The organism is Streptomyces sp. NPDC055078, assembly GCF_053607985.1.
In genome coordinates this window covers 1-3,603 of record NZ_JBSGUP010000771.1, presented here as the reverse complement: position 1 = coordinate 3,603, position 3,603 = coordinate 1, and the positions used below count along the sequence as shown (strand labels likewise).

General features: G+C 70.4%; 4 protein-coding genes. All 4 read left to right on the top strand.

The features are described from left to right. Positions 1-139 (top strand): DUF3311 domain-containing protein (locus tag ACWF94_RS36385; protein ID WP_453498823.1); only part of this gene is annotated, 139 nt, incomplete at its 5' end. A 112-nt stretch (positions 140-251) separates the two neighbouring features. Beyond that, positions 252-2,369, top strand: coding sequence for a carbon starvation CstA family protein (locus ACWF94_RS36380; protein WP_453498820.1), 2,118 nt, complete (start codon positions 252-254; stop codon positions 2,367-2,369). Next, complete coding sequence (locus ACWF94_RS36375) at positions 2,366-2,929, top strand: CstA-like transporter-associated (seleno)protein (RefSeq protein ID WP_453498817.1); 564 nt, start codon at positions 2,366-2,368, stop codon at positions 2,927-2,929. Before ACWF94_RS36380 ends, ACWF94_RS36375 begins: the two co-directional genes overlap by 4 nt. A 298-nt stretch (positions 2,930-3,227) precedes the next feature. Further along, positions 3,228-3,548, top strand: a complete 321-nt coding sequence (locus ACWF94_RS36370) for a hypothetical protein (protein ID WP_453498815.1) — start codon at positions 3,228-3,230, stop codon at positions 3,546-3,548. Positions 3,549-3,603: the final 55 nt, after the last annotated feature.

The window sequence follows — 3,603 nt, the reverse complement described above, 5'->3', positions numbered from 1 at the left end:
GTGGGTGCCCTGGTACGCGCAGGACCGGCCCCGCCTCGCAGGGGTGCCGTTCTTCTACTGGTACCAGCTCGCCTGGGTGCCCGGGTGCTCTCTCGTGCTGCTCGGCGCCCATCTGCTCACCCGCCGCCGGTCCGGGTGACCTGAGCGTGCCCGAACCCGCGCGCCGTCCCTGCCGTATTCATATGTCGACTTATCACTGAACCGGCGTGTCCGGGTGTCCGGACCGTCAGCCCCCTACCCGAGGAGCCATCGTGTCACGGCCTTCCGTGCCCGCATCACGGGCCAATCCCCGAACGATCCTTCTGTGGACGGGCGTCGCCGTTCTCGGCGCCGTCTGCTGGGGTGTTCTGGCCCTTGCCCGCGGTGAGGAGATCTCGGCGGTGTGGCTGGTCGCCGCCGCCCTGGGGTCGTACGCCATCGCCTACCGTTTCTACTCCCGTTTCATCGTGACCCGGGTGCTCAAGCCGGACGACTCCCGGGCCACCCCCGCCGAGCGGCTGGAGGACGGTGTCGACTACCAGCCCACCGACCGCCGGGTTCTGCTGGGCCACCACTTCGCCGCCATCGCGGGGGCCGGACCCCTGGTCGGGCCGGTTCTCGCGGTGCAGATGGGCTATCTTCCCGGCACCATCTGGATCGTGTTCGGGGTGATCTTCGCCGGGGCCGTGCAGGACATGGTGGTGCTGTTCCTCTCCATGCGCCGCGACGGGAAGAGCCTCGGGCAGATGGCCCGTGAGGAGATCGGCAGGGTCGGCGGCGCGGCGGCGCTGATCGCCGTCTTCATCATCATGATCATTCTGCTCGCGGTGCTGGCCCTGGTCGTGGTCAACGCCCTGGCCCACTCGCCGTGGGGCACCTTCTCGGTGGCCATGACCATTCCGATCGCCCTGTTCATGGGCTTCTATCTGCACATCCTGCGGCCGGGGCGGGTTCTGGAGACCAGTCTGATCGGGGTGGTCCTCCTGCTGCTGGCGATCGTCGGCGGCGGCTGGATCCAGGACTCCTCCCTCGCCGACGAGTTCACCCTCAGTCCGACCACGCTCGTGTTCTGTCTGGTCGGCTACGGGTTCCTCGCCTCGGTCCTGCCCGTGTGGATGCTGCTGGCCCCCCGCGACTATCTCTCCACCTTCATGAAGATCGGCACGATCGCGCTGCTGGCGCTCGGTGTGCTGTTCGCCATGCCCGATCTCCAGGCCGACGCGGTGAGCGACTTCGCCTCATCCGGCCAGGGCCCGGTCTTCGCCGGGGCGCTCTTCCCGTTCCTGTTCATCACGATCGCCTGCGGCGCGCTCTCCGGCTTCCATGCGCTGGTGTCCTCCGGAACCACGCCGAAGCTGATCGAGAAGGAGTCGCAGGTCCGGATGATCGGCTACGGGGCGATGCTCATGGAGTCGTTCGTCGCCGTGATGGCGCTGATCGCCGCCTCCGTGCTCGACCCCGGTCTGTACTACGCGATGAACGCGCCGGCCGGCCTGCTGGGCACCTCCGTCGAGTCCGCGTCACAGGCGGTCGCGGGGCTCGGCTTCACCATCTCGCCCCAGGATCTGGCGGCGGCGGCCAAATCGGTCGAGGAGACCTCCCTGGTGGCCCGGACGGGCGGTGCGCCGACGCTGGCGGTCGGTATGTCGCAGATCTTCTCCGATGTCGTCGGCGGGGCAGGGATGAAGGCGTTCTGGTACCACTTCGCCATCATGTTCGAGGCGCTGTTCATCCTGACGACCGTCGACGCCGGTACCCGGGTCGGCCGCTTCATGCTCCAGGACATGCTGGGCAATGTGTGGAAGCCGCTGGGTCGGGTGCACTGGAAGCCGGGCATCTGGATCGCGAGCGCCGTCGTCGTCGCCGGATGGGGCTACTTCCTGTACGCCGGGGCCACCGACCCGCTCGGCGGGATCAACCAGCTCTTCCCGCTGTTCGGCATCGCCAACCAGCTGCTCGCCGCGATCGCCCTGACGGTGGCCACGACCGTACTGATCAGGTCCGGCAGGTTCCGCTGGGCCTGGGTGACGGGGGTGCCGCTGGCCTTCACCGTCGCCGTCACCTTCACCGCGAGCTGGCAGAAGGTGTTCTCGGCCGACCCGCGGGTCGGCTTCTTCGCCCAGCGCGACCGGTACGCCGACGCCATCGAAGCGGGCAAGGAGCTGGCGCCCGCCAAGAGCATGGACGACATGCACACCATCGTCACCAACTCCACCGTCGACGGGGTGCTGATCATCCTCTTCGCGGTCCTGGTGGCCACCGTCATGGCCAGTGCGGCCGTGGTCTGCGTCCGCAGCCTGCGCTCCCCGGCGCCGCCGGCGACGACGGAGACACCGTATGTGCCCTCCACGCGCGACGCGCCCGAGGAGCGGGCCGGGGTACGCGCGTGAGCGCCGGGCGTCCCGCGCCGCTCGCCGTGCTGCGGCGGGCCGTGCGGGCTGTGCACTGGTATCTGCGGGAACTCACCGGGGAGTCCGCGTACGACCGGCACTGCGAGCGGCTCCGCCGGGACCATCCGCACGTACCGCCGCCGACCCGGCGGGAGTTCCAGCGGCTGCACACCCGGCGCCATGGTCAACCTGGAGTCCCCGAGACTGTTCCTCAAGGAGCTGGAAGCCTTCCTGCCCGGCTGAGCCCACGCGGAACCGGTCGGGGCCCGTGCTGGGCGGTTGAGGGTGCGCAGCGCCCGTGCTGGGCCCGCACGACCCCGGCCGGGCGCCGGGCCCCACTGAGCCCGCTGAGCGGCACCTGTGGGCACCCGGGTACGCAAACCCAGCCCGTCCGGCGCTTGAGGACGGACCGGTGCCCCGGACGGCCCGGGCCCTTGTCGGGGCTCCGCCCCGAACCCCGCGCCTCAAACGCCGGCGAGGCTGAATTCACTCACCCCGTGCCTCAATCGCCGCCGCGTCCGACAACCGAGGCACACAAACCCAGCCCGTCCGGCGCTTGAGGACAGACCCGCGCGCCGGGGCACCCGCACCATCGAGAGGGCGGCCCGCGGCAAGCGCTTACGCGAGAGGCAGGCGGAGGACGAAACGGGCGCCGCGGGAGCCCCGAGGCGGCGCGTCAACACAGGGTTCCACGTCCGCACGGCCACCTGCCGCAGGGAGCGCAGGTCACGTAATCCCTTCGGGTTGCGGACCGCGTCGGGGCGCTCGCGGGTGCGGCATAGTGATCCCGCTGTGTGCGCGTGCCCCCACCCAGCGTGATGGCGTGCGCCCCCGTTCCGGACTCCCTGGAGGATCGTCTTGCGTACCCGACGTACTGTTGCCGCCCTGGTCACCGCCCTCGCCCTGGGAGCGGGTGGGCTCTTCGTCACGTCCGCGCCCGCTGTGGCCGCGCCCACCGCGGCCGCCGACCCGTGCGAGTACGTGTTCCTGACGAATGGCGGCAGCGAGGGTCTGGCCGTCACCTGCGAGGGGCATCCCTTCCGCGGGTTCGTCACCTGCCAGAAGGGCGACATCGAGACCTACCGGAACTACGGCGCCCTCGTCCCCTCCGGCGGCACCTCGACCGCCTGGTGCGGTCAGGGCGACATCCTGATCGGCGGGGGTGGCGCTCAGACCTGAGACCATGGCCGCGTCTACGTGGAGCTGGTGGCCGGCCCGCTGGACGGGCTCCTCC